Source organism: Streptomyces sp. HB132, assembly GCF_016909575.1.
Taxonomy (GTDB): Bacteria; Actinomycetota; Actinomycetes; order Streptomycetales; family Streptomycetaceae; genus Streptomyces.
The window spans coordinates 26,879-52,727 of sequence record NZ_JAFBGA010000014.1 but is presented as its reverse complement, the minus strand read 5'-3'; the positions used below and the strand labels follow the sequence as shown (position 1 = coordinate 52,727).

General features: G+C 68.7%; 18 protein-coding genes. 7 read left to right on the top strand and 11 right to left on the bottom strand.

Annotated elements, in window-relative coordinates:
• Nucleotides 1-10 precede the first annotated feature (10 nt).
• The 3 genes from JOC24_RS25805 to JOC24_RS25795 all read left to right on the top strand — a co-directional run bounded on the left by JOC24_RS25805 (nt 11) and on the right by JOC24_RS25795 (nt 3,182).
• Entirely contained in the window at nt 11-454 is a 444-nt protein-coding gene (locus JOC24_RS25805; protein ID WP_205022788.1) for a hypothetical protein, read from the top strand.
• Nucleotides 451-2,208, top strand: coding sequence for an alpha/beta hydrolase (locus JOC24_RS25800; RefSeq protein ID WP_205022787.1), 1,758 nt, complete (start codon nt 451-453; stop codon nt 2,206-2,208). The genes JOC24_RS25805 and JOC24_RS25800 overlap by 4 nt, the downstream gene beginning before the upstream one ends.
• Before the next feature lie 128 nt (nt 2,209-2,336).
• Nucleotides 2,337-3,182, top strand: a complete 846-nt coding sequence (locus JOC24_RS25795) for a hypothetical protein (protein ID WP_205022786.1) — start codon at nt 2,337-2,339, stop codon at nt 3,180-3,182.
• Nucleotides 3,183-3,381: 199 nt separating this feature from the next.
• Here the strand turns inward: JOC24_RS25795 and JOC24_RS25790 are convergent, their stop codons facing one another.
• The 3 genes from JOC24_RS25790 to JOC24_RS25780 form a co-directional block, all read right to left on the bottom strand.
• Nucleotides 3,382-4,254 (bottom strand): hypothetical protein, encoded by an 873-nt coding sequence (locus JOC24_RS25790; protein ID WP_205022785.1) that lies wholly within the window; start codon nt 4,252-4,254, stop codon nt 3,382-3,384.
• A 38-nt stretch (nt 4,255-4,292) separates the two neighbouring features.
• Complete coding sequence (locus tag JOC24_RS25785) at nt 4,293-5,354, bottom strand: helix-turn-helix domain-containing protein (protein ID WP_205022784.1); 1,062 nt, start codon at nt 5,352-5,354, stop codon at nt 4,293-4,295.
• A gap of 282 nt (nt 5,355-5,636) precedes the next feature.
• Nucleotides 5,637-6,062: an ATP-binding protein gene (locus JOC24_RS25780; RefSeq protein ID WP_205022783.1), complete on the bottom strand. Its 426-nt coding sequence runs from the start codon at nt 6,060-6,062 to the stop codon at nt 5,637-5,639.
• Nucleotides 6,063-6,225: 163 nt separating this feature from the next.
• Here JOC24_RS25780 and JOC24_RS25775 point away from each other — a divergent pair, with 163 nt between their 5' ends.
• Nucleotides 6,226-7,104: a helix-turn-helix domain-containing protein gene (locus JOC24_RS25775; protein WP_205022782.1), complete on the top strand. Its 879-nt coding sequence runs from the start codon at nt 6,226-6,228 to the stop codon at nt 7,102-7,104.
• A complete protein-coding gene (locus tag JOC24_RS25770; protein ID WP_205022781.1) occupies nt 7,101-7,310 on the top strand; it encodes a DUF397 domain-containing protein in 210 nt (69 codons plus the stop codon). The genes JOC24_RS25775 and JOC24_RS25770 overlap by 4 nt, the downstream gene beginning before the upstream one ends.
• A gap of 52 nt (nt 7,311-7,362) precedes the next feature.
• Here the strand turns inward: JOC24_RS25770 and JOC24_RS25765 are convergent, their stop codons facing one another.
• The 3 genes from JOC24_RS25765 to JOC24_RS25755 form a co-directional block, all read right to left on the bottom strand.
• Nucleotides 7,363-11,532 (bottom strand): Eco57I restriction-modification methylase domain-containing protein, encoded by a 4,170-nt coding sequence (locus JOC24_RS25765; protein WP_205022780.1) that lies wholly within the window; start codon nt 11,530-11,532, stop codon nt 7,363-7,365.
• The gene (gene drmD / locus JOC24_RS25760; RefSeq protein ID WP_205022779.1) at nt 11,532-14,774 is read right to left on the bottom strand and encodes a DISARM system SNF2-like helicase DrmD; all 3,243 of its coding nucleotides are present in this window, start codon (nt 14,772-14,774) and stop codon (nt 11,532-11,534) included. The genes JOC24_RS25765 and drmD overlap by 1 nt, the downstream gene beginning before the upstream one ends.
• A 148-nt stretch (nt 14,775-14,922) precedes the next feature.
• On the bottom strand, nt 14,923-16,191 hold the full coding sequence (locus JOC24_RS25755) for an LCP family protein (RefSeq protein WP_205022778.1): 1,269 nt from the start codon (nt 16,189-16,191) through the stop codon (nt 14,923-14,925).
• A 119-nt stretch (nt 16,192-16,310) separates the two neighbouring features.
• Between JOC24_RS25755 and JOC24_RS25750 the strand changes: the two genes are divergently transcribed.
• Nucleotides 16,311-16,859: an acyl-CoA thioesterase gene (locus tag JOC24_RS25750; protein ID WP_205022777.1), complete on the top strand. Its 549-nt coding sequence runs from the start codon at nt 16,311-16,313 to the stop codon at nt 16,857-16,859.
• 116 nt (nt 16,860-16,975) lie between these two features.
• Here JOC24_RS25750 and JOC24_RS25745 read toward each other — a convergent pair whose 3' ends face one another.
• Nucleotides 16,976-18,340, bottom strand: coding sequence for an LCP family protein (locus JOC24_RS25745; protein ID WP_205022776.1), 1,365 nt, complete (start codon nt 18,338-18,340; stop codon nt 16,976-16,978).
• A gap of 322 nt (nt 18,341-18,662) precedes the next feature.
• On the opposite strand from JOC24_RS25745, the gene JOC24_RS25740 reads away from it, so the two are divergent.
• On the top strand, nt 18,663-19,685 hold the full coding sequence (locus JOC24_RS25740) for a glycosyltransferase family 2 protein (RefSeq protein WP_205022775.1): 1,023 nt from the start codon (nt 18,663-18,665) through the stop codon (nt 19,683-19,685).
• 76 nt (nt 19,686-19,761) lie between these two features.
• On the opposite strand, the gene JOC24_RS25735 is transcribed toward JOC24_RS25740, so the two are convergent.
• From JOC24_RS25735 to JOC24_RS25720, 4 genes are all read right to left on the bottom strand, one after another.
• Nucleotides 19,762-21,423 carry an LCP family protein gene (locus JOC24_RS25735; protein ID WP_239580999.1) on the bottom strand — a complete coding sequence of 554 codons (1,662 nt, stop codon included), beginning with the start codon at nt 21,421-21,423 and terminating at the stop codon, nt 19,762-19,764.
• A gap of 64 nt (nt 21,424-21,487) precedes the next feature.
• Nucleotides 21,488-23,188 (bottom strand): LCP family protein, encoded by a 1,701-nt coding sequence (locus tag JOC24_RS25730; RefSeq protein WP_205022773.1) that lies wholly within the window; start codon nt 23,186-23,188, stop codon nt 21,488-21,490.
• A gap of 240 nt (nt 23,189-23,428) precedes the next feature.
• On the bottom strand, nt 23,429-24,802 hold the full coding sequence (locus tag JOC24_RS25725; RefSeq protein ID WP_205022772.1) for an LCP family protein: 1,374 nt from the start codon (nt 24,800-24,802) through the stop codon (nt 23,429-23,431).
• 186 nt (nt 24,803-24,988) lie between these two features.
• Nucleotides 24,989-25,741, bottom strand: coding sequence for a TIGR03089 family protein (locus JOC24_RS25720; protein WP_205022771.1), 753 nt, complete (start codon nt 25,739-25,741; stop codon nt 24,989-24,991).
• Between the last annotated feature and the right edge of the window lie 108 nt (nt 25,742-25,849).

The window sequence follows — 25,849 nt, the reverse complement described above, 5'->3', positions numbered from 1 at the left end:
GGGTGCGGGGATGGCGTGGGACGAGTGGGAAGAGCTCAAGGCCGAGGTAACTGAGAGGCATTCGGTGCAGATGCGGCTCAACCAGGTGTCCGAGGACCCCGGTGGCGGCCTTGGGGGAGTTCAGTCGAGCAAGGCTTCGTGGACGCGAGCGGGTGAGGGCGTCGGCAAACTGTCGGGGAACGTCCAGAAGGTCCTGTCGGCCCTGAAGCAGGAACAGACGGGTACCGCGGTCAACGCTGATGTACTGAGCGGTGCAGCGCAGAAAGACGTCTACCAGTCCTGGAGTGAGTACCTCACGCGAGTGCGTGACCGATGCGGTGCTCTGCAAGGTCTTTTGGAGAAAACAGGAAACGACCAATTCAAGAACGACGACGCGATTCGCGCCGCATTCGATGGGTTGGCCAAAAAGTACAAGGATACCGATGATGACGGCCGCGACAGTCAGGTGCGGTGATCCTGGCTGTGGACTACGCAACCCTCAAAGCTCTCAAGCCCTCTGATTTCGAGAACGCGGCGGACGGATACCGCAAGGCCGGCAGCATGGCCAGCCAGGCCAAGGACGATCTTTACAACCAGGTGATTCCCGGGATGCAGAAGTCCCTCCGAGGGGAAGCTCTGGACGCAGCTGTCAGGCAGCTGCGGGAGTTGTCCAAGAATTTCCAGTACGCACAGGTCGAGTGCGGCTTGATCAGTGCCGCACTCAATGCGTTCGCTCTGGAGTTGCGGCTGGCAAAAGTCAAGCTTGATCTGGCGGTAGGTGATGCGACGGATGCGCACCTACAGGTTCGGGACGACGGTTCGATCAGTTACGCGGCCTGGAACGGGCAGCCAGGAAGCGTGAGTATCCCTGGCGGCATCGTGTCGGGTGGCACGCCACTGGTACAGGGGCCGGGGATCAATCCGAATCACAATGCGGCCCAAACCTATGCCAACCGCATCTCCGAGGCCGTCAAGGAGGCCACGGAGGTGGATACGAAGTGGTCGGCGAAGCTGAAGAACCTCGAAGCGGATGACGACCTCACGGTGTCTGATCGCGACTGGATCAACACTCGGCATGACATGAGGAGCACACTCAAGGGTGCTGAAGACTACCTGAACCTCATTCTCGAACCGCCCAAGGAGGGGACTCCCGAAGAGAACGCCAAGTGGTGGGACGGGCTTACCGAGGAACAAAGGAGTGATTACGTTTCACTCAATCTTGCCACGGTCGGGACGCTCGACGGGCTACCTTCGGAGATCCGCGACGAGGGGAATCGGTACACCTTGCGTGCTTCCACTGCCCGGTGGGAGATGGAACGCGAGCGATTAGTTTTGATGCGAGACATGATCTCCCCGGACGGCCGATACGCGAGTAGTTCCATCGCGAGTAAGATCAGAGATATCGACAAGAAATTGGCCGGCTTGAACCAGGTGCAGCAGCACCTCGACTCCACAGGTGAGAAGAGCATTCCGGAGCTGTATCTTCTCGGTATCGATACCGAGAAGAATGGGCACGCCATTGTCTCTGTCGGAAACCCCGATGAGGCGGATAACGTGACGACGTATGTGCCTGGCATGAACACAAAGCTCGAAACGATCGGAAGTGATATCGAGAGAGCCGAGAGTCTTTACAGTCAGTCGATTGCGCTGGGTGATCCGGACAAGAAGTACGCCTCGCTGATGTGGCTCGGATATGACGCCCCGCAGAATCCGGTAGCGGTAGCCAAAGAGGATTTGGCGAATCAGGGGTCGCCGGTCCTCAACGACTTTCTGGACGGGTTGCAGGTCTCGCATCAAGGGGCGCCCGCAAATGACACCCTGCTGGGGCACAGCTATGGGTCGCTTGTTTCTGGGAAGATGCTTTCCGGGGATGAGACTCCGCCCGTCGATGCCGTTATATTCGTGGGCAGTCCGGGAGTCGGAGTGGATCACGCTGCTGACCTCAACATTCCGCCCGAGAACGTGTGGGCGGGGAAATCTCGGAACGACCTGGTGGCGAGCCTTCCGGCGCGGTCCGTCTACAACCCGTGGAGTTGGGGCGAACGGCCTTTCGGGGTCGATCCCACGGATCCGCGTTTTGGCGGGCAGCAGTTCGGTGTGCAAGACGGAAGCAAGTGGCCCCCGTTCGCTGCGCACAGCCTGTACTGGGACGAGAACTCCGAATCCCTGAAGAATATGGCGCTGATCGTGAATGGTGAGTATCCGATGAGTGGAGCGGAATCGCAGTGAAGGCTGGGCGTCTACTCTGTCTTCTCGTCAGTCTCTCTTTCCTTGCAGTCGGGTGCGGGGCAAGTGGAGGCGAATCGGCAGGGCGCAATGAATCGAGCGGTTCCACTTCTCAGAACGGAGGTGCGAAAATGGATATGAATCAGGCGGAGCGCACCGCTGAGTCACTGATCCGGGAAGCGATTCGCGGAGTGAGTCCTGAGCCGACTCTTGAGTCATTCGGTGGGGGCGTGAAGTCCTGTCAGGAACCCAGTGACGGTGGATCCGAGGACCGCGTCACCCTGACGCGAAACTACTGGCTCAAGGGAATTCCTCGCGAGGAGGCAAAAGATGTCGTCCGCAAGGTCTTCGGGAACTGGAAGGAGGCCGGCCACGTCGTTGATGCCGCGCCGGACTACGAACGGCGAGTGGTCGCTGCCAATTTGCGAAGCAAGCCGGACGATTTCCTCATGCAGGTGGCGATGGGGCTGGGCGGCCAACTGAGCGTCGGCGTCACCTCCCCCTGCTTCTGGGACGAGGAACCGGTGTCCTCGTCCCTGGGCTATCCGGCTCCCCGGACCGATGCCGAGCTGCAGGAGCGGCAGGAAGCAATGAGCGGAGTACGCTCCGTTTCCAGCCAGATTCTGGACAGTCTCGCCGGCGGACGACCTTCCGGCGAAGAGCCGACCATTCTTGTGCGTCTGCAGGATGGTTCGTGCTACGCCGATCACCAGTGGACGTACACATGCGAGGACGCTCCGTCCGCGGAGCGAGCCTTCCGGGACATGGCGCGGTTGTTGGGGGAGCGCGGTTGGCAGGTGCGGGAGCCGATCGCAGAGGAGGCGGCGCAGGATGGCGACGCTGTGGTAGCCCGGACACCGGACGACCATGAGGCGGGGGCCGGGGTGACGCGGAACCGCGGAGACGCCGTCATCAGAATTTCCGCCGCGTGGGAACGTGAGTGGCCGCCTCCCTACATGCGAGGGAACGGTCAGTAGGACGGGCCTGGCCGCCACGTGCGGCCGGCATGACACTGCCCTCTCGACCGGGTTCAGAAGCGCGTGGCCCCACTGGAAGCGCAGTGCTCCGCGCTCGGCTTCCGGGCCGCTGCTCTTGCTCGCCGTCGCACCTCGCCGGGTTCGTCGGGGTGACGGACCTACCGGTGGGCCTGGGAGCGTGTGCGGCCACCGGATCGGCCTACTCCTCGGTGAAGACGTCCTCCGCGGTGGTGGCGGTGACGGCGCGGCTGAACCACCGGTCCAGGAGGTGCAGGTCGTCGCAGTCGGCAATCTTCTCTCGCGCCTCGTCGGGAATGGCGACGCCGCGCAGTTCGAGCAGCCGCAGAATGTCTTCGGCCCGACCCTTTGCCCGGCCTTCGTCCCGGATCTCCTCGGAGAGGGGTGAGGTGTAGAAGGAGAGGTCCACGGCCACCAGGTTCCTCCATTGTCGTGCGGCGGGGCGGTTGCCCAGGCCTTGTGCGGTGAGTTCTACGAGCGGGTTCGCGATGGCTTCCGGTGTGTCCCGCAGGGCGGTCGACAGTGTTTTCAGTATGGCACCGATGTCCGGATCGTCGGCGTGTGTGATGAGGGCGAGTGTGGTGAACGCCGGGTCCTTGCGGGCTGCGGCCACCTCGGTGATCACCGGCATGTTGTGCGGCCCCACGACCAGAGGACGCAGTGTGATGACCGCGTGTTCCGGGCTTCCGAAGTGAGTGGGGCGTGCGGCCCATTCGGCGGTGGAACGGTTCTGGCAGACGACCAGGAGCAGAGTCCGCATGCGGTACTTGTTCAGCAGGTGCGTGTAGTAGTAGGCCCAGGTCGCGGGCTTCTCGGGGTCCTTCCTGCCCTGGGCCTCGATGGCGAGGAGGAAGGGGCTGCCGGTCTCCGTCTCGATGCGTAGGAGGGTGTCGACGCGGCGCTCCAGCGGTTGGCTCTCGGTGAGGTCTGTGGGCATGACATCGGCCGAGGAGCATGGTCCGGTGTCGATGCCGAGGACTTCGGAGAGGCGGGAGAAGAGGCTCGGGTGTTCCTGGAAGATGCGATGCATCGCTTCGTGGGGTGAGCTGACCATGAAGGCCCATTCGGATCGTGGATTGGTGTAACTGCTGGTCAAGCGGCTGCTGGAAGGTCGGTGCGGCAGTCGCGGCAGTGGCCGGGATGGCGGGAGCGGAAGGCGCGGTCGCAGCGGTCGCAGTTCTGGAGCGGGATGACGAGCGCGCCGGGGCGGGCGGGTGGCGCGAGGTCCTGGGCTCCGGGGAGCGGGGGCGGCAGGAGCGCGGTGATGCGGTGGCGCATGAGCTTCGCCGGATGCCTGAGCGGGACCGGCAGGTCGTGGGTGAGGGCGTGGCGGATGGTGTCGGGGTGGGCGTCACGTTCGAGCCAGACCGCGACACCGGGGGCGAGGATGTTGATGTCGTGCTCGGAGAGCGTGAGTTGGGGTGAGTGGCGGCGCAGGTCGGCGAGGAGCGAGGAGGCCGCCCGCTGGAGCTCTTGTGTGGGCGCCTGGGGCTGGGGCAGCGGCGGGGGTGGGGCGATGCGTGCGGTCGGAGGCGGTACGAGGACGGGGGCGGGCTGCGTTTGCGGTGCGGGTGTGGCAGGTGCTGCGGGTTCCGGCTGGGGCGTGGTGACCGGGAGAGTTGCGGGCGGCTTCGGAGCTTGACCGGGGGAACAGGCTCCTGCGGGTTCTGGGAGTGCCCGGGGCGGCTCGGGTGCGTGGACGGGCTCGCTCGGACGGGCCGCGTGCGGCGGAGGCGCGGATGGCCTGGGCCTGGTCTGCGGCCGGGGTGTGGCAGCGGGTGAGTCCGCGCCGGGCTGGTTGTACGAGACCGTGCGCGTCACGACGCGGCCGTCGGCGAGGCGTAAGCGGCTGCGGTGCAGGTAACCCGTCGCCTCCAACTCCCGCAGGGCGGCGGCGATACGGGTCTCGCTCTCCGGGAAGCGCTCGGCGAGGCGCTTGATGCCGATCCTTGCCCCGGCGGGCAGCGACTGGATGTGCGCGGCCAGGCCGATCGCGACGAGGGAGAGGCCGCGGTGCTGGGCCAGGTGGTTGCCGATGACGGTGAAGCCGCCGGTGTGCCGGACGTTGACGTGGACGACGCCGGACGACGGCGCGGGGCCCCTGGCGGCAACGGGCCGGGCGCACGGGGGCGCGGTAATCTGCTGGGTATCCATCGGGAAGCGTCTTCTTCCTCGGTGGTCAGGCCCTCGATCGGGATTCGCAGTCCCGGCCGGGGGCCGTCTCATGTCTGTGGTGGTCGGGGTGAGCATATGCCTGGCAAGCCACCCCAAATCCAGCTCAGTTGCCCTATGTCACCCGCGCGAGTGAGTGGGAGCGGGCCGGGTCGGGTTGGGGTGGGGAAGGTAATTTCTCCAGGTACTTCAAAGCTTTATGCGTCGTGGGGCACCGCGTCGCGGCCCACCGGGTCGTGGGTTTCCGCGACCCGGTGGCGGCGGTCACGGTACGAGGTCGAGTTCGGCCCAGACCGTCTTGCGCGGGACGGGCCCGACGTCCACGCCCCAGCGGTCCGCGAGCGCCTCGACGATCAGCAGGCCGCGCCCGAATTCCGCGTCCTCGACTGGTGGTGCCAGGAGCGGTAGCCGCTCGCCCAGGGTGTCGGTCACCGCGATGCGCAGAAGCCTGTCGTCGTGGACCGCGAGGCTCAGTCGGAAGTCCCGGCCCGGTACGCGGCCGTGAAGCATGGCGTTCGCGGCCAGCTCGGCGACGATGTGCGCGGCCGACTCCGTGGGGAGCCCCCAGTCGCCCAGATGTGCCGTGGTGAGGAGGCGCGCGAGCCTGGCGGCCCGGCGGGTGGAGGAGAGCAGCACGGTGAACTGCCTGGTGGGAGCGGAATGTTCGGTTCGGGTGATTTCTTGGGTCACGTCACTCAGCGTGGCCGCGCGTGCGTACCGTGAACAGTGACAGGGCGCTTACGTACGGTCATTGTCCAGCGCTTGTCCAGTGCTGTCCCGGCTGTCCGGGGTGACGTGCTGGGGACGACCAGGGTTGAGCAGGAACGGCATGCGCGTCGGAAGTGGGGTACGGATGAGCGTGGATGGGGTCGGTACGGAGCACGGGGACGGCGGAGCGGACGAGCCCGGCTGGGACGTCGACCCGGACGACGAGTCGGGGGTGGCAGTGGTCGCTGCGGTGGGCCGCCAGATCAAGGCCTGGCGGGAGGCGGCCGGGATGCGGGCCGGCGAGTTCGGGGCCGCCATCGGGTACGGGGAGGACCTGGTCTACAAGGTGGAGGGCGGGCGGCGGATTCCTCGGCCGGAGTTTTTGGACAGGGCGGACGAGGTGTGCGGCGCGGGCGGCAAGATCGCTGCGATGAAGCAGGATGTGGCGCAGATCCGTTACCCGAAGAAGGTGCGGGACTTGGCGGGCGTGGAAGCCAAGTCGGTCGAGATCGCGGCCTACGCGGCGCACGGTCTGCATGGGCTGTTGCAGACCCCGGGCCATGCGCGTGCGCTGTTCGCGGCTCGGCAGCCCCCGTACTCGCAGGACGAGGTGGAGCGGATGGTGGCCGCACGCATCGCGCGCCAGTCGATCTTCGAGCGATCGCCTGGGCCTGCAATGAGTTTCGTGCAGGAGGAGTCGGCACTCAGGCGGCCCATTGGGGGCACGATGGAGTGGCAGCGACAGCTTGAACGCTTGCTGGCAATCGGTCAGTTGCGCAGTGTCACTCTGCAAGTGATGCCTACGCATCGCGAGGCGCACCCCGGCATGGACGGGGACATCCGAGTGTTGAAGTTCAAGGACGGTTCGGCGGTGGGATGGTCGCACGGGGCCTTCAACGGGCGCAGGGTGACCGATCCGAAGCAGCTCCGTATCCTTGAGTTGCGGTATGGCATCATCCGGGCCGAAGCTCTCACGCCCCGAGAGACCCTGGCCCTCATCGAGCAAATGCTGGGAGAGACATGATCCGCAGGGCTTCCACGCAAAACGTTTCTGAGTTGACCTGGGTCAAGAGCAGCTACAGCAGCGACGGCAACGAAGGCGACTGCGTCGAGGTCGCGACTGCCACGGGCATGGTGCACGTGCGTGACTCCAAGAACGTGCCGGGCCCACGAGCGAGGTTCGGGGCGACTGCATGGGCTGACTTCGTGGCGTACGCGGCTGGGAGCTGAACAGCTCACGCCCCTGCCGAGCTTGAGCCCGGCAGCGGGGGCCGCAGTGTTGTCAGAAGAGTCCTCCGGGCTGGGCGAACAAGCCGTCCTGGAAGCCTTCGTCGGGCGTTGGATCCGGTTTCGCTGCGGGCTTTCGCTTCGGAGCGGACTTCTTTCTGGCCCCGGGCACGTGGAGACCAGCCTTCTGCTCCTCCTGGTAACGAGTGTGGTTCAGCTCCAGGAGGCGGTCCAGGACCTCGGTCTGGAGGGCAGGCGTGAGGGTGAACCGAGGGCCGCGCGGAGTCTCCTGAACTCCGTGCACCAGAGTAAGACCGCCCCACCTGTAGGCCTCGGCGGCGGCCGCGTCCACTTCGATGTGAGCGGCGCGGACAGCGTCTATGTCGCTTGCTTGCTCGGCCTCGGAGTGAACCAGGTTGTAGAGCTTGGTCAAGCCGATGGCGCGGGAGGCCATGGCATCGCGCTGAGCCTTCTCTAGCGACGCTCCCGCTGCGGTCAGGCGGGCAGTCTCGCGCGGGCGCGGGAAGGTTTCGAACACGTCGGAGGGGGCGTAGCGGAGATCGCCGCGCATGTCCCCTGAGTACCGAAGGGCCCACCAGTAGTGCATGGAGCTTGACAAGATCGCGAGCTGCGCCGAGTTGTCGGTAGGGAACGAGATGATCTGCTCGCTTGTTACTTGGCAGGTTGGGATGCGCACAGGGATACCGGTCTTGCTGACTCGCGCGATCACAATTACCTGCGTCAATTCAGTAGTTGCCTTGACCAAGGCGGGTCGCTTGTCCGCGTATTGCCACCAGCGATGCGGAAGTGGCTTGCGCAGTACGTAAGTGCCGTTCTCCTTGACTCGCTGCCGGACCGGCTTCACTTCTCGTTCGGCAATAGCGAACACGTCCGGATAGCTCGCCGCCGTCTCTTCTGACCAGTCGTGGAAGTTGATCACCCACCGGCTGGCCGAGTAGTCCGGTCGCGAGTTCAGGTCCTCCCCGTTGAGATAGGGGAAGAGCACGTCCCTGTTGCGCGGGTCCTTCTCGATCAGGGCAAGGGCGGTCTCAGGTTGAAGGATGAATCCCTTCCCAAGGACGATCGAACCCTGGTAGGACTGGTCCGCGTTTGCGACCAATCGGTGAGGCCTGCCAGCAACTCGTGACTGCGGGTCCAACCCTGTGGTGATCCCTCTCACGGGGCCTTCGTCAAGCACCCGGACCTCGCTCCCGTCTGGGCGCCCCAGCCACAGTAGCGACACCTCCAACGCGGCCGTTCCCGGCCAAGGCTTCGACTTGATTGCCCGGTAAACCGCCCACCCAGCATCTGCGGCCCGATCCAGCCCAACCTCCCGCGTATCCCCCTGAGCAATGGTGTTCGTAGCGATGATCCCCGTTCGGCGCCCCGGAGCCAGTGCGAGATTCCGCAGCAAGAAGTACGCGCACAGATCAGCGTGCCCCCGAGTTCCGCCGGCCAGCCGGTTGACCAAGTACTCCCGGTAGTCAGTTCCCAGCGCTCCCGTGAGCTTCTTGCCCCCGATGAACGGCGGGTTCCCCACGATCGCGTCGAACCCCGACGCGCCCCCCACCCCCATGATCTCCGGGAACTCCAGCGGCCAGTGCAACGGCCTCACCGCAGCGGCCCGTTCGCCCTTCAGCCACCGATCCACCACCTCCCGCGCCTGCTGGCCCTCGTACGACCACCCGGTCCCGGGGCTGTCATCGGCCCGCTCCTTCTCCAGCGCCGTCGCCACCAGCCCCGCGACCGACTCCAGCCGGTCGTTGTAGGCCCGCTCCTTCGCGCTCTCCTTCGCGTCCCGGAACTGTGCAGCGCCTCGCTTGCCGCCCACCTTCTCCTCACCGGTCAGGTCGGACGCCTCCTCGTCGGAGATGCCCTCCGCCGCCAGGGCCGCGCCCACCACCGCGTCGGCCGCCAGCCGCAACTGCTCGGACAGCGCCTCCGCCTTCCGCAGCTTCTCCGTCTTCGCGTGGACACTCCGGATGTCGTGGACCGGCGTCGCCTCGATCTCCCGACGCAGCGCCGCTGCCTCCGAGAGCACCGTCTCCGTGATGTCCAACGCCCGCGACACCTCCGGGCTCAACTGGCGTGCGCCCGACTCCAGATGGAACGCCTTGATCTGCTCCACGTCGATGACGCCGACCAGTGAGTCCCCACTGCGCAGCGCGTGGTCCAGGAACGAGAACGGCCGCCCCTTCGCCAGCGTGACCAGCCACAGCGACAGCTTGGCCAGCTCCACCGCCATCGGGTCCCGGTCCACCCCGTACAGGCACCGGTCGGCCACCAGCCGACGTGCCACCCGCAGCAGTTCGTCCCGGTCGTCCTCGCCCACATCGCGGCGGACCTCGTTCGGCAGGCCGTCCCGCAGCCAGGCGTCCACCACCCGGTCCGAGAGATACCGGCAGGCCGAGACCAGGAACGCGCCGGAGCCCATCGCCGGGTCCAGCACCCGCAGCTTCAGCAGCTCCTCGGCCGGCTTCGCCTTCCACACGCCGACGGCTGCACCCTCGGCCGGGCCCGGGGAGAAGCACAGCGGCGCGAGCGTGTGCTCGACGACCTCCTCCGCGAGCTTCTTCGGGGTGTAGTGCGTCCCCGTGTTGCGGCGGTTGCCGGAGCGGACCATCACCATGGAGCCGGCCGGGAACACCATCGGCTCGCCGCGCAGGTCGTCGCCGACCAGGCCGGCGAACGGGGCGATGCGCGCCGCCAGTTCGTCGTCGTTGCCCGCCGAGGCGTGCAGCTCGGCGGTGACGGTCCCCGCCTTGTCCAGGGCCTTGCGGACCTGCGCGACGGACGTGACGCCCGTCGCCTCCTTCAGTTCACGCTCGATCGACCCGGCCGCCTGCCACTCCTCCAGCTCGGCCAGCGGCAGCACCGCCTCGTACTGCCCGTCACGGCCGAGGACCACGCCCACGTACGGCTGGTGCGCGCGCTCGCAGCCGTACTCCAGTAGACCCTCGTAGACATGGCCGATCTGCTCGACGTCCAGGCCCTTGTAGGACATGGCCTCGCGGCCCTTGCCCTTGCGGCGCAGGACGAGGAGCGCGTCGAGGATCTTGTGCACGACCCGGTCGGTGACCTTCGCCCCCGCCAGCCACGGGAATCGGGACGGATCGAAGAGTGAACCCCCGTACGCCGGAATCCACAGCTCGTCATGGGTCGAACCGCCGTGGATCGCTCCGAAGACGGCGAGCAGCTGCGGCCAGGCGGAAGCCCGGCGGTCGCCGAGCTCGCCGCCGTGGAGGGAGCGCTCGGCGTCCAGGGCCTCGTGCAGCGGGGCGACGGCGTACGACTTCGCGTAGAGGCGGATGTCGGAGGGAAGCAGCCGCTGCTCCTCCGCGCAGAGGAGGAAGACCAGCCGCATCATGACGGTCAGCGCACTGTCGTACAGGGGCTTGGCGTCGACGTCGGCGAGCAGTTCGCCGTTCGCCTCGCGGTCCAGGCGGGACAGCTCGGCCACCAGCAGCGCGACGGCCGCGCGGACCTGCTTGCCGAGTGTGTCGGTGACGTCCGCCTGCTGGGCGGCCGTCCGGGCGAACAGTGCGGCGAGCGAGAAGGTGTGCGCACCCTGGGCGTCCAGGGCAGGGAGGGCGGCGCGGCGGACGTGCAGGAGGCTCGCGAAGGCCCGCAGAAGCAGGGGCTCCTCCAGCCACAGGTCGGCGTCGAAGACGGCGACGGTGGTGGCCTCCTTGGGGCGGGCGTGGACCAGCGCCCACTCCCGTCCGTTGGTGGCCACGGAGAGCGGGACGTCCCGCCAGCGGGCGAGGTCCGCGGCCCGGTCCACGAGGGAGGGGGTTTCGCCCTTCGCGCGGGTCAGTGAACCGCCCCACTCCGGGGTCCGGAAGAACAGGACACGCGCCGAGAAGCCGTCCGGGCCCGGTCCGACCAGCACCGCGTCGGGAGTGTTCGCACCGGCCCTCACGGACTCCGGCAGCGCCGCACCCTCGCGCAGGCCCGGCGTCCAGCCCAGCAGCTCGCCGAGGATCAGCCGCTCCCAGCCATGACGCAGCAGGGCCGGGTCCTCCTGCACCTCCTCCCAGGCCTGGCGCATCCGCCGTACGGTCTCCGGCGGCACGGTGTCCAGGCCCTGCGGGAACACGTCGGTCAGAACCGGCAGCGAGACGAACGGACCGTCCGGGCGGAGCAGCCGCAGCCACTCCTCATGCTGCTCGGCAGGCGTGGGGATGTGTCCCGTCACGGGGGCGCGGCGGTTGGCGGGGGGCATCAGCGACGGTCTCCACGAGCGAGGGCGGACGGGACGAGGAAGGTGACGGAGACGGGGAACCAGCGGGGCGTCGGGTCGGCCCAGCGGCTGCGGAGCGCCTGCGTCTCGGACTCGACCAGCGCGGGGATGGCGTCCCGGCGCTCGGCCAGCGCCTCGCGGTCGGCGCGGAGCTGGCGGCGCTCGTCGTCGATGTCGAAGAGCGAGCCCTGCTCCCAGTATCCGTGATCGTCGAGGCGGTCACGGATGGAGCGCTCCAGCTCGGCGAGGACCTTGCGTACGCCCTCCACCTCCTCCTCGCACCGGGTGGCGAGGAGCTTCTCCACCGAGCGGAACCTGGTGTGGGCACGGTTGCGCAGGGCACGGGAGAGCCGGTCCCTCAGCTGGTCCGGCCAGAGCTCGGTGAGCCGGTCGGTCACGTCCGCTGCGGGCAGTTCCTCGGACGCGGCGGCGAGCCAGGCATCCAGCTCCTCCTGCCGTGCGGTCTCCAGCTTGCCGCCGGTGATCGCACCCCCGGCGGTAATGATCTCCTCGTGGAGGCGGGTGCCGCCACGACCGGAGATGACCACCCGGCCATGGGCGACGACGGCGGGCGTACGCAGCAGATCACCCGGGACCACGCGGGCGGTGACCCGGGACAGCTTTGCTCTCCGGCCGTCCGACCACAGCTCGGCGCGAAGCAGCCGCAGACACATCTGGACGAGGCGGTGGCCCAGGTGCAGCAGGACCACGTCCGTGCGCCGGCGGGCGTCCCGCTCGTCGAAGACCACCGGGCGCTCCCGGCCGGTCAGCGGATGGCGCAGCCCGTCGTTGCGGGCGTGCGCCCAGGCGCCGGGGAGCTCGGGGAGCCGGAAGCAGCGCGCGGGGGAGTCGCCGCCCGCGGGGTCGGGGATCTCGGTGAGGTCCTTGCGGTGCGCGAGCTGAAGGCCCGTTCGCACGACGCGTTCCACGGTCTCGGGCGTGAGGTGCAGGGTGTCGCGGCTGCCGGCGAGCTCCGCCACCAGCTTCTCCAGCTCCTTGGCGAGGTCCCGGTCCACCTTGAGGACGGCCTGCCCCGAGCGCCTGCTGATCTCGGCGTCGGCCGTGGTCCAGTCGGAGCGCCGGCCCAGCATCTTCTGCTCGACCTGCGCGGCGATCACCTCACCGGCACTGCCGAGGTCCTCGCGGATCTGCTCCGTCTTGCGTGCGGCGACGGCCAGGAAGTGGAGCTCGTCCTCCAGGGTGCCGTCCTCGTGCCGGGAGTTCGGGTCGTCGTCTTCGGCCGCGCTGAACCCCTGCCAGCCCTCGGGGACGAAGTGGAAGACGTCCACCTGGTCCGCCCGCTGCCCGTGCCGGTCGATACGGCCGTTGCGCTGCTCCAGGCGGTTGGGATTCCACGGGATCTCCCAGTGCAGGAGCCGGTGGCAGTGGGCCTGGAGGTTGATGCCCTCACTGGCGGCGTCCGTGGCGAGCAGGATGCGGACCGGCGAAAGGGACGGGTCCTCCTGGAAGACCGTCTTGATGTGCTCGCGCTCGTCCGGCTTCTGGCCGCCGTACAGCTGGGCAATCCGGTCCGCCGGGTATCCGGCGGCGATCAGCCGGTCGAAGAGCCAGCGCTGGGTGTCGCGGTACTCGGTGAAGATGATCACCCGGTCCGGCTCCCAGTCCCCGGCCGGACCGTTCTTGCAGACGATGGAGTCGAGCCAGCCGCGCAGGGCGACGAACTTGGCGTCCGGCCGCTTGGTGGCCGTACGCGCCCACACCGACAGCTCCTTCAGCTGGGTGTGCTCGGCGGTGGACAGCGTGCGCGAGGCCTGGCGCACCGCGGTCAGCGCCCGCTCGGCCGCCTCGGCGTGGTCCTCGTCGCTCTCCGCGGTCTCCTCCACCCGCTCGATGAGCGGACGCAGCACCTTCTCGCTCGGGGCCTGCTCGGCCTTCGGCCCCTTCGTCATCGTCTCCAGGTGGACGTCGATCGTCTCGGCGAAAGCCTTGGGGGAGGAGAGGAACCGCTTCTTGAGCAGGGTCGTCACGAAGTCCGAGGCCGTGCGGGCGGCAGCGCCGTCACCGGCCTCGCGGCGGGAGCGCGCGTAGGCCGACAGCTTCGCGTACGCGGCGCGCGCCTCGTCCGCGTACCGCACCTCAAGGGCGTGCGGCACCCGCTCCGGAAAGCGCGCCTTGCCGTCCCACGTCTTCGGTAGCTCCGACTTGAGACGCCGCACCATGACGCGGCGCAACTGCTCGTCGGAGGGCTTCACCCCACGGGCGAAACGGTGGTCGTCCAGGAGCTCCAGGAGGGCGGTGAACGACTCCAGGAAGCCGTTGTGCGGGGTCGCGGAGAGGAAGAGACGGTGCTCGCAGTGCGGCGCGAGGGTGCGGATCGCGTTCGTACGCTGCGAATCGACGGCGTACCGGCCGGTCCCGGACGGTGCGCAGGTGTGCACCTCGTCGACGACGAGCATGTCGAAGGCGCGCGGGTACTCGGGAAGGTGCGGCAGGACCTCCCGCAACATGCGCAGCGGCCGGTCACGCTTCAGCCAGTCCACCGAGACGATCAGCCGCGGATAGTGGGTCCAGGGGTTGGTGTACGGGCCGTGCGTGCGGCGGAGCTCCCTGAGCAGCGCGCTGTTGACGATGCGGAAGTCCAGGCCGAACTTGTCCCGCATCTCGTCCTGCCACTGCAGGGTCAGACCGGAAGGACAGACGATCAGCATCGTGCGGGCCCGGTGGCGGAGCATCAGCTCCTGCATGACCAGGCCGGCCTCGATGGTCTTACCGAGACCGACGTCGTCCGCGATCAGCAGGTTCGTACGCGGCATGGAGAGGGCACGGACGACGGGCGCCAGCTGGTAGTCCTGGATCTCGGCACCGGACCGGAAGGGTGCCTGAAGGGCGGTCTTGTCGGCTGACGCGATCGCGCCCCAGCGCACCGCGTCGAGGAACGCGTCCAGACGGTCGGGGGCATCGATGCCGGCGGCCGGGGAGGGCAGTTCGTACTGCTGGTGGACCACCGCGCCCTGCTCCAGCTCCCACACGACCCGGAGCTCCTCGTCCCGGGCATCGTCCTCGACGGAGACCAGGGCTACCAGATGCGGTGCCGAAGCTCCCGCCGTACGGGCCGGGTCCTCGGAGGAGACGGCGGAGCGGGAGACCTCCGTGACGACCCAGGGGCGGTTCCGCACGGTGACGAGCTGACCGTGGGCGGGCACGGTCGGTTCCCCGTCGATGTCGGCTTCGGGCTGTGCTGCCCCTACGGTCACGTCCGTCATCGATGGCACCCCTGATCTCGTCTCACGGCTGCGCGAGAAACGCTGCGTAGCCGACCCCTCCGGGGAAGCTTAGAGGGCAAAAACAGACGCGCTGGAGAAACAGGAAGATCCGGACGGCGGACCGTCCGGATCCTGTGCGTACCGCCGGTCAGCTGCCCTTGACCGTGACCTTCTCGTCGTTCTTCAGCTGCTCCACGAGCTGCTTGACCTTGTCCTTGTCCCAGACCAGGTTGCCGTTCACGCTCTGGCCCGAGAGCGGGATGTTCATCGACGTGCCCTCGCCGCCCGTGACGCCCTTCATCGCGAAGAACATGTTGCCGAGCGACCAGAGCGACATGTCCTTGTCCACGACCAGCGTGTCCAGGCCGGCGCCCATCGTCGGGTAGAGCTTGAACGGGTTGAGGATCGTCGACGGGGTCGCCGTCTGGGAGGCCAGGGCCGCGAGGAACTTCTGCTGGTTCTTCGTGCGGTCCAGGTCGCTGCCGGCGAACGCGTACCGGGTGCGGACGAAGGCGAGGGACTGCTCGCCGTTCAGCGTCTGCTTGCCGGCCTGGAAGTCGGCGCCGGACTTCTTGTCCTTGAACGCCTTGGGGATGTCCATCTCGACGCCGCCGATGGCGTCCACGATGTTGGCGAAGCCGCCGAAGCCGATCTCGACGTAGTGGTCGATGCGCAGCCCGGTGTTGAACTCGACGGTGCGGACCAGCAGCTCCGGGCCGTCCTCGGCGTACGCGGCGTTCAGCTTCGTCGTGCGGCCCGTCCCCACGAACTTCTTGCCGGACTCGGAACCGACGAAGCTGGGGATCTCGACGTTGGAGTCGCGGGGCAGGGAGATCATCGTCGGGCCGTTGGAGCCGTCGTGCAGGATCATCATCGAGTCGGTCCGCTTGCCCTCGGCGGAGCCGGTGTGCAGCTTCTTCTTGTCCTCGGCCGTCATGCCCTCGCGGCTGTCGGAGCCCACGATCAGGTAGTTCGTGCCGTCGCCCTCGGAGGGGCGCTCGATGACCTTGGAGAGGTCGACCTCGCGCTTGAGCTTGCCGTCGGCCCAGAAGTACGTGCCGATGGAGACCGCGAGCAGCGCGACCACGAGGGTCAGGGTGCCGACCTTGAGGCGCCGGCCCCAGTTCGGGGCGGGGCGGGGCTGGACGTAACCGCTGTCACCGCCACGGCCGCCGCCACCCTGACCGCCGCCGCCGTAGACCTGGCCCGTGTTGTAGCCGCTGTCGTAGCCGGGGGCCTCGCCGTGACCGCCGTACCCCTGGCCCTGCTGGGGCGGGATGTGGGGCGGGGACTGCGGCGGCGCGGGGCGCCGCCGGACGTGCGGCATGGCGCGGGCGCTCTCGGGCCGCGGGCTCGCACTGCCACGTCCGTAGCGCTCGTCGGGTCCGCCGTTGCGTCCTTCGGGCCAATCGCTCATGCCGACCAGTGTGCCGTCTCGACCAGTGCCTCTTACAGGGTGTACGGGAGATCGGGGCACGGCTGTTGCGAAGCTGATGCAATGCGGACGGGTGCAAGCCCCCGCATAAGGTGGACGGCATGACAGATCAGCCCCAGACACCGGAGGGTGATGTTCCGGTCAAGCCGACCTCGGCCTCCCGGACCACCCTCAGCCACATCATGACCGGCAACGACACCAACCTCCTGGGTACGGTGCACGGCGGTGTGATCATGAAGCTGGTCGATGACGCGGCGGGGGCGGTCGCGGGCCGGCACTCCGGTGGCCCGGCCGTGACGGCCTCCATGGACGAGATGGTCTTCCTGGAGCCGGTGCGCGTCGGTGACCTTGTTCACGTCCGAGCCCAGGTGAACTGGACCGGCCGCTCCTCGATGGAGGTCGGCGTCCGCGTCATGGCGGAGCGGTGGAACGAGTCGACCCCGGCGCAGCAGGTCGGGAGTGCCTATCTGGTGTTCGCGGCGGTCGACGAGGAGGGCAAGCCGCGCCGCGTACCGCAGGTGGCCCCGGAGACCGAGCGTGACAAGCGCCGCTACCAGGAGGCGCAGATCCGGCGCACGCACCGCCTCGCCAGGCGGCGTGCCATCAAGGAGCTGCGTGAGCGGCGTGCCGCCGAGGGCATCGACGACTGAGGGCCGTCCCGATCCCGATCGATTCGACCGGTGGACGGTTACGGACTGTCAAAGTGGTGCATACCGGGCACGATGATGTCCGTAACCTCCCACCGACGACGCCGCCCCACGGACCGTCAGGGGCAGACCACCTGGTCGCCCGTCACGGTGCCGAACTCGCCGCGCTGCGGATCCTCGGCCTTCACCCGCTGCACCTTGGTGAAGTCCGAGCCCGCCGTGACCTTCATCGTCCCGCCCTGCCCCTGCACCGCTTTCAACTCGCACCCGGGCAGTGCGGTGGCCAGGGATTTCGCCGACCGGTCCCAGCGCGGGTCGTAGCTGACCAGCGTCCGTCGGAGATCCTTCGGTCCGCCGTTCAGCGGGGCGCGGGTGGTGTCGAAACCGGTTCCGCGCAGCGCCGCGTCGACGTCCTGGCCGAGCCCGTCCCTAGGCGTCCCGTTGTAGACCTGCACCCGGATCTGCTCCGGGGCCACGTCGACGAGCGTCGCCTCGGGCTGCTTCGGCTGGTGCGGGGCGAGCGATCTGTCCTCGCGCAGCGCCTGGAACATCTTCTTCGACTTCACGGCGTCCCACTTCACCGTGGAGCCGATCCCCTTGACCTGGAAACCCTTCTCCTCCAAGGGGACGGAGGCGAACTCGGACGAGGCAGGGGTGAAGCCGCGCAGGGCCTTGCCGAGCCCGAGCATCTGTTCCGTCCCGAAGCCCTTGTCGGCGCGGACCGACTCGAGCATCGACGTGGCCACCTGATGGAATCTCATGGGGTTCATCAGGACACCGCTGCTGGTCGTCTGCTTGATCAGCGCGGCCATGAACTTCTGCTGGCGCTGCATCCGGCCCAGGTCGGCCGCCCCGTCGAGATGCCGGGAGCGCACGTACTGGAGGGCCTGCCCGCCGTCGAGCCTGTGGGTGCCTGCCGCCAGGTTCAGTCCCGTGTAGGAGTCCTTGAGCGGCTTGGCGGTGCAGATCTCCACCCCGCCCAGGGTGTCGACCGTCTTCATGAAGCTGGTGAAGTCGACCTCCAGGTAGTGGTCGATCTTGACGCCCGTCATCTGCTCGACGGTCCGCACCGTGAGCTGAGGCCCGCCCTCGGCGTAGGCGGCGTTCAGCTTCACCGGGTGCGGGGAGTGCTCCTTGCCGGTGGTGCCGTCGGTGTGGGCGGGGAGCTCGGCGTAGCTGTCACGCGGCAGGCTGATGACGCTGGCCCGCTGCTTGTCGGCGGAGAGGTGCACGAGCATCAGGGTGTCTGTGCAGTGGCAGGGGGCGCCGCCCAGCTTGTACTTCTTCTTCTCCTCCGGACTGATCCTGTCGCGGCCGTCGGTACCGACGAGCAGGAAGTTCATGCCGTGGCCGCCGCGGGGGCGGTTCTTCATGTCCTTGAACGGGTCGACCCGGTCGATCCCCGTCTCCAGACCGCTCACGACGGCATGGCCGATCCCGCCGGCGCCGAGCACCAGCACGGACAGCCCGGTGACGACCCGCATGCCCCACCGGGGCGGCGGCTTCCGCCCGCTGCCGGCCCGGCTGCGTTTCCGGTCGCCGGACGCGGGCTGCCGAGGAGCTCTGCGCTGCGGGGGAGCGGTGCGGGGGTGTGGGGGACGGGGCGATCGGTGCGGCGTGGGCACGAGGGACACCTCCGCGGTGCGAGTAGGACTTTCGCACGGTAGGCCCATACGATCTGCGGACCGGGATGAGGTACGGCGGCGCGCGCCGCTGTCCCCCGTTCGCGGTAACGTGGCGGCCGAATCACGCCGCCTCCCGGGGTGCGAAATCCCCCGAGGACCCCCGAGGACCCCCGAGGACCACATGTCTGCCGCGCAGTACCCCGCCGTCTCCGTGATCATGCCGGTGCTCAACGAGGAACGCCATCTCAGGAACTCGGTCCGGCACATCCTGGAGCAGGAGTACGCCGGTGAGATGGAGGTGGTGATCGCCCTCGGCCCCTCGAACGACCGTACGGACGAAATCGCTGCCGAGCTGGTCCGGGAGGACTCCCGGGTCCACACCGTCCCCAACCCGACCGGCCGCACCCCCGCCGCGCTCAACGCCGCGATCAAGGCGTCACATCACCCGATCGTGGTACGGGTGGACGGCCACGGCATGCTTTCGCCGAACTACATCGCGACCGCCGTGCGGCTCCTGGAGGAGACCGGCGCGCAGAACGTCGGCGGCATCATGCACGCCGAGGGCGAGAACGCCTGGGAGGACGCCGTCGCCGCCGCGATGACGTCGAAGATCGGCGTCGGCAACGCGGCCTTCCACACCGGAGGGAAGGCGGGCCCGGCCGAGACCGTGTATCTGGGGGTCTTCCGCCGCGAGGCGCTCGAGCGCGCCGAGGGCTACAACGTGGAGTTCGTCCGCGCCCAGGACTGGGAGCTCAACTTCCGCATCCGCGAGGCCGGCGGCCTGATCTGGTTCTCGCCGGAGCTGAAGGTGCAGTACCGCCCGCGGCCCAGCGTCCGGGCCCTCTCCAAGCAGTACAAAGAGTACGGCCGCTGGCGCCACGTCGTGGCCCGCTACCACTCCGGCTCGATCAACCTGCGCTACCTGGCCCCGCCGGCCGCCGTCTGCGCGATAGCGGCCGGAATCGTCGTGGGTGCCGCCGTCACCCCGTGGGCGTTCGTCGTGCCGGTCGGGTACGCCGCGGCGATCGTCGCCGGCTCGCTGCCGGCCGGGAAGGGCCTGTCGCTGAAGGCGCGGGCGCAGATCCCGGTGGCCCTGGCCACCATGCACATGTCGTGGGGATACGGCTTCCTGACCAGCCCCCGTTCGCTGGCGAAGAAGGTCATCGCCAGCCGTCGTCCGGCCGTCCGGGAGCAGACGGTCTGACCGCCGCACACACGGAGTCCTACGTGGAGGGGGAGGGCCCCGCCGTCGCCGGCGGGGCCCTCCCCCTCCACGTGCGTCAGAAGGTGAAGCCCGGGTTGACCTTCATGCAGGCCTTCTCGTCCGCGCCGTTCAGCGGGTTCGCCGAGTCCGGCGTCTTCTCCTCCGCGGCCTTGGCCGGGTACGCCTCGTCCTTGCGCCAGTCGGCTCCCACGGACAGGACGACGCCCGAGACGTCGGTCGACTTCTTCACCTGGGACACCGGGATCCCGAGCGCCTTCGCGACCGCCTGCGCGTCTCCCTCCAGGTCAGCGCTGGGATACAGGACGCCGGTTCTGGCTACCGGTTCGACGTTCTGCGAGTCGACCGAGGCCCTGGCGAAGCCCGCCTCCGTGAGCAGGTCCTTGACCGTGCTCGCCCGGCCCTGGGCCGGGCCGAGGGCGTCCGTGGAGGTCGCGTTGCGCACGCTGACCGCTATCTCGGCGTCCGGGGCGGCCCGGTCCGCGACGACGGGCGTCTTGCGCTTTGACGCCTTGCCGTCCAGCGGGATGTCCTCGCGGATCATCCGGAAGACCTGCTCCGCCTCGTCGGCCTTGGGGTACACCCGACCGCTGAACTGCCCCGTGCCGTAGACGTTCGGCATGGTCGTCATGGTGATGCGGTCGGTCGGGGCCTTCTTGAGCTCCTCGGCCAGGTCGTACAGCTTCTTGACCGTGTCGAGGCCCTTGTCGACCGTCAGCGCGCTGGTGGCCGCCTCGGCGAGGTCCATCAGCTTTCCGGGGTCGCTCAGCTTGGTGCCCTTGCGCAGCTCGCGGACCATCGAGTTCAGGTACTGGTGCTGGGCCTTGGTCCGGCCGAGGTCGGTGTTGTCCTCGAAGCCGTAGCGGGTGCGCAGCCACTGGAGGGCCTGCTTGCCCTTGACGGAGGTGGTGCCCTCCTTCAGCTTCAGCCCGGACCCCTTGCCCTGGCTGGTGTGCGAGTAGATGTTGGCGTCGACACAGACCGGGACGCCGCCGACCGCGTCGGCCATGGAGACCACGCCCGCGAAGTCGATCATCATGAAGTGGTCGATGGTGATGCCGGTGAGCTCGTACCAGGCGGCCACCGTGCACCCCGGGCCGCCGCGCCCCAGGCTCTCGTTGGTCTGCACGTCGACCGTGCTGGCCCGGTAGACGTCACCGGTGTCGGGGTCGGTGCACTTGGGCATCTTCAGCATGGTGTCGCGCGGCATGCTGATGACCGAGATGTTGCTGCGGTCCGCGGACAGGTGGAGCAGCATCTGCACATCGGCGAGCGGCGTGCCTCCGAAGGTCTCCTTCGCGCCGCCCAACTTCTGGTTGGCCTTGGAGTCCCGGGCGTCCGATCCGATGAGCAGGATGTTGAGGGGTGTCTGTCCGGCGGCGTTGGCCTTGTGGTCGGCCATCTCCTTGTCGCCGAGAGTCAGATCCTCTTTCCTGATGTTGCCGTTGAGGTGCTTGTAGTACAGGTAACCGGCGCCGCCGGTGCCGAGTATCAGCAGCGCGAGCACGGAAGCCACCCAGCGCAGTACGCGTCGCTTTCCGCCCGCGGCCGCCCTCCGGGCACGACGGTTGGGTCCGGAGGGGGGATGTCCGCCCTCCGGCGCGGCGGACCGCTCCCGCCGGCCGTGACCGCTTTGCCCGGCCCGGGCGGCCGACGCGTCGCCGCCGTCGCCCGGCGGCCCGTCGTGCCTGCCGCGCGCCCGTGTCCCCTCCCCGCGCATGCTGCTCCGTCCCACCAGGACCCCCCTGCTCCTCAGAATTCCGCTGTGGCGCGACGACCCGTCGTCACTTCGCGCATTCCGCCTTGTCGGCGCTTGCTCTCTGCATGTCTTCCGGCGCCTCCGCCGAACCGGTGAGGGGCACCCCCACGCCCTCGTAGTCCGCTCCCAGGGTCAGCACCATCGCCTGAAGCCCGGTGCCGGCTGTTCCCTGCTTGAGCGCGGAGGCGGGCAGCCCCATGATGTCCGCGAGGGTGCGGGCCCGGTCCGCCTGCCCCGGCGCGTACGCCAGCGTCGTCTTCTCGATCTTCGCCGGGGCGTTCGCCTTGTTCGCCGCCTGCGGGACACCCTGTTCGTTCTGCAGCCAGGTGACGGTCGCGCTCGCCGCACCGGCGATGTCCCCGCCGTTGAGGACGTCGACACGGATGTCCGCGGCCTCGGCCCTGCTGCCATCGAGGACCGCTTCCCGCTTGCTCTTCTCCGCCTTCTCCTTCTTCTTCACCTCCGTGAGGGAGGTGTCGGAGCGCATCAGCGCGAAGAGCTGCCGCGACTTCCGCGGATCCACGACCACGGTGACCGGCGTCGGTTCGGCCGGGTTGTCCTTCACCGGCATGGTGACGAAGGTGATGTTCTTGGTGTCGATCCTGCCGAGTTCCTGGCCGAGCGACGTCAGCTTCTTGATCGACCCGATGCCGGAGTCGACGGTGAGCGCCTTGGTCGCCGCGTCGGCGAGATCGTAGAGCTTGCCCGGGTCGGTCAGTGTGTCGTCGGACTTCATCCGGCGGATCATCGAGCCGATGAACTGCTGCTGGACCTTGATCCGGTCGAGGTCGCTCTGGTTCCCGAAACTGTGCCGGGTGCGGACGAAGGCCAGCGCGTCCTCCCCCTCGACGGTGGACACGCCCGCCGGAAGGTCGAGGTGCGAGTCGGGGTCCTTGACCGCCTTGTCCAGGCAGACCTCGACGCCGCCGACGGCCGTGGAGAGCGTCTTGACCGCGTTGAAGTCGACCATCATGAAGTGGTCGACCGACAGACCGGTGATCTTCTTGACCGTGCGCATCGTGCAGCCCGGGTCGCGCCCCTCCTGGCCGAGGCTGACGTTGAAACGCACGTTCCGCGAGCCGGGTACGACCTTCTCCGAACCGTCCGCCTGCCTGGTGGCGCAGTCCGGGATGTCCGTCATCAGATCCCGGGGGATGCTCATCGCCGTGGCGTTGGTGCGGTCGGCGGAGACGTGGAAGAGGATGTTGGTGTCGGCGTGGCCCGTGCTGCCCTTGTCGCCGTAGCCCTCGTTGCCCTCGCCGGTTCGCTTGTCCGTGCCGATGATCAGGATGTTGAGCGGACCGTCGGACGCGATGTTCTTGCTGCCCGCGTCACCGACGTCGACGGTGTCGAGGTTGCCGTTGAGCTTCTGGTAGAGCGCGTAGGCCCCCGCCGTTCCCGCGACGATCACGAAGGCCATGACTCCGCCGGACACCAGCAGGGCCTTCCGCCGGCGCGACTTCGGCTGCACGCGGCCCCGGCGGGCGTCCGGCGACCCGTGGCCGCGGCCGTTCCCGGCGGGACGGCGGGCCCGCTGGGCGGGCACCTCGCCGGGGGGCGTCACGAATTCACCCCGGCCACCGGACCGGCGCGGTGTGCGGGAAGGACCGGGCGACTCTCCTCCGGAGTGGTTCGGTCGCAATTCGTAATTGCCGGTCTGCTGGTTGAGCACCCACTGGTCGGCGGGATCGGTCTCGTCCGCCCGCCCACGGCTATGCGCGTCCACGGTTGCCTGAATCCTCCGTCGGTGCCACGCGAGGCGCGCCCCCTTCAGGGCGCTCGATGGCTCGTTCCGGCCGTGCGCGGCCTGATGGCCAGGCGCGGCCTGATGGCCGTGAGCACCGGATCGCGTCACACTATCCGGCGGAATAGGCCACAGGGGGCGCGCGTGACACATTCCACGCTCCTTACAACCGGGCATTACGCCTATTCCGCTCCGATTGCCGTCCATGGCTTGGCAATTGTTTTACGAGCCGCACAGGTCGTCCGCCGCATTCGACCCCGAATAGGTGGGGGCGGGGGTCGGACTTCCGTCCGTGTCGCCGGGCTTCCCGCCGGACGGATCCGTCTCGGAGCTGTGATCCGCCTGTGCATCCCCGGCGTCGTTCGTGTCGGGGGGGACGACCGCGACGGGCTCGTCCTTGCGCAGCTGGGTGAACAGCCTTTCCGCGTCCGGCTGCACGAGTTCGTCGCGGTTCGGGTCGAGGTGGTACGCCGTCCGGGGCACGGTCAGGAACTGCACCTTCTCGGTCGGCACGTTCCGCATGCCGCGCACGAGGTCGTACAGGTCCCTCAGCGAGTCCAGGCCCGGGTCCGTGGTCAGCGACTTGGTCGCCGCGTCCAGCACCGGGTAGAGCCGTGTCGGGTTCAGCAGCACGCCGTTGCTCTGCATCTTGTTGACGAGGGCCCCCAGGAACTTCTGCTGACGGTCCATGCGCTCGGTGTCGCTGCCGTCGCCGATCGACTTGCGGGCCCGTACGTACCCCAGGGCTTCCTCGCCGTCGAGTTTCTGGCGCCCCGCGGGGAGCTTGAGATGGGCGTCGTCGTCGTCGACCGGCTCCTTGAGGCACACCTCGACACCGTCCACGGCGTCGACCATGTCCTTGAAGCCGTTGAAGTCGATCACCATGTGGTGGTCGACGCGGATGCCCGTCATCTTCTCGACCGTACGGATCGTGCAGGCCGTGCCGCCGAGCTCGAAGGCCCAGTTGAACTGGGCGAACTGCTTCTTCGTCGTTTTGCCGTCGTCCGTGTGACAGCTCGGGATCTCGGCCATCAGGTCGCGTGGGATCGACACCGCCGTCGCGCTCCGGCGGTCGGCCGCGAGGTGCAGGAGGATCGTGGTGTCCGAGCGCTGGCTGCCACCGTCGTCACGCCCGTAGGCGCTGTTCTCCCCGGAGCGGGTGTCGGAGCCGATGAGCAGGATGTTCCTGGCGTCCCGCGCGATCGGCAGCGGTCGCTCCTTCTCGTACGCCTTGAGCTCGGCCGCGGCGCTCGTGTCGGTCGTGATGTTGCCGTCGAGCTTCTTGTACAGCCACCAGCCGGCCCCGGCCGCGACCAGCACGAGGAACGAGGCGGCGAGAGCGCCCCAGCGGAGCCAGTGGCGCCCGCCGTCCCCAGCTCCGCGCTCGGGCCGCTCACCCCAGGTCCCGGGCGCGGAGCCGCCGTCGGCCCCGGGCTCCGGTCCGTTGCCGTCGGCCCCCGGTGCCCCGGCGGGGGCGTCGTCCCGGGGGGCCGAACCGGATACGTCCCGCGGCCCGTCCGGCCCGCCCCCGGCCGGGGGTTCCGGGCGGTCCGGCTCGGACGGGGTGCCGGGACTGTCGCTCACGTCTGCGTCCATCCTTCACGTTCGGCGGCGCGATGGGCCGCCGGTCGCAGAAGTAGACGGCTGAACCTCACGCTTGGTTGTGCATCCGGACGACGTTCCCGGCGGTGCTCCGTACCGCACGATCATGTACCGCCGTCGGAGCTCAGTCCCGGGGGCTCGGCCCGCCATGGGCCGGACGAGTGGCCCTCGGGGTGCTTGTCATACCGCGGTGGCGGTGATCCGCTCGCTCTCGACGCGTTTGGCCAGACCGCTGCCGTCCAGGTGGTCCATGTGACGGCACAGGACCACGGAGCCCCCGGCCGCCAGCGGCGCGAAGAGCCCGGCGGACAGACCCTCCCAGGTGTCGTACGTACGGCCCGTCAGCAGCCTGGAGCCCGGGCCGAGTCCCAGACCGGCCGCGTCCTCGCGGGCCCGTGCCACCAGCTGGTCCGCCGTCAGGCCGGCACCGCCGACGGTCAGCGCGGGTGCACCCGGGTCCACCGGGGCGTACGGCGCGAAACGGTCGCCCTGGCCCGGCACCTCCACCGCGTAGTCCGCGAACCCCTCGGGCGGCTGCGGGAACCGGCCTCCCATGGGCCGCAGGGCCAGCGCGACCCGCTCGCCGCGGCAGGCGCGGGCCCGGTCGAGCGTGTCCGGCCCGCTCACGACCAGATCGGCCGCCGCCGGGTCGCCCTGCACCTCGGCGACGACGCCCACCGACGAGCAGGCGAGGAGCCAGACGGCCGACTGCCAGTGGGCCGGGAGCAGCAGGGCGAGCCGGTCACCCGGCTCGGCGGCCAGGTCGCCCTGGAGCAGATTGGCGGTCTTGGCCACCCAATTGGCGAAGGTGGCCACCGACAGTTCGACGCGCTCTCCGGTTGCGTCGTCGTAGAAGGTGACGAGGGGGCGGGCGGGGTCCGCGGCGAGCGCGGATCGCAGCAGGTCGGCCGGGGTGCGATCACTGGCGTTCATCCGCGCAAGGGTACGCGGCGCCCGCGGCCCGGCCGGGGTGACGGGTGCCCCGTACACCGGTTCGGCAGACGGTGCGTCAGCTGGAGCGGCTTTACTCCAGTAGCCGGG